Origin of the sequence: Enterococcus sp. VV15, assembly GCF_005236045.1 — a bacterium.
In the GTDB taxonomy this organism is placed as follows: domain Bacteria; phylum Bacillota; class Bacilli; order Lactobacillales; family Enterococcaceae; genus Enterococcus_B; species Enterococcus_B durans.
The window spans coordinates 1-273 of the sequence record NZ_QPTY01000128.1; the positions used below are offsets into that span (position 1 = coordinate 1).

A 273-nucleotide genomic window follows, 5' to 3' on the forward strand; every position below is an offset into this window, starting at 1 on the left:
CTAAAAGCGGGTGACGAGAATCGAACTCGCGACAACAGCTTGGAAGGCTGTGGTTTTACCACTAAACTACACCCGCATGGCGGTCTGGACGGGACTCGAACCCGCGACCTCCTGCGTGACAGGCAGGCATTCTAACCAACTGAACTACCAAACCATGATTTTAGTTTTTTTAATTGTGACTTTATAAAATAAAGTCAATTGCGGGAGCAGGATTTGAACCTACGACCTTCGGGTTATGAGCCCGACGAGCTACCAGACTGCTCCATCCCGCGA

Annotated in this window: 3 tRNA genes; all 3 read right to left on the reverse strand. The window is 49.8% G+C overall.

Annotated elements, in window-relative coordinates:
- Window positions 1-5: 5 nt before the first annotated feature.
- The 3 genes from DVW83_RS14950 to DVW83_RS14960 all read right to left on the reverse strand — a co-directional run bounded on the left by DVW83_RS14950 (window position 6) and on the right by DVW83_RS14960 (window position 272).
- A tRNA-Gly gene (locus tag DVW83_RS14950) sits at window positions 6-76 on the reverse strand.
- Between the two features lies 1 nt (window position 77).
- Window positions 78-154 (reverse strand) — tRNA-Asp (locus DVW83_RS14955).
- Between the two features lie 44 nt (window positions 155-198).
- Window positions 199-272 (reverse strand) — tRNA-Met (locus DVW83_RS14960).
- Window position 273: the final 1 nt, after the last annotated feature.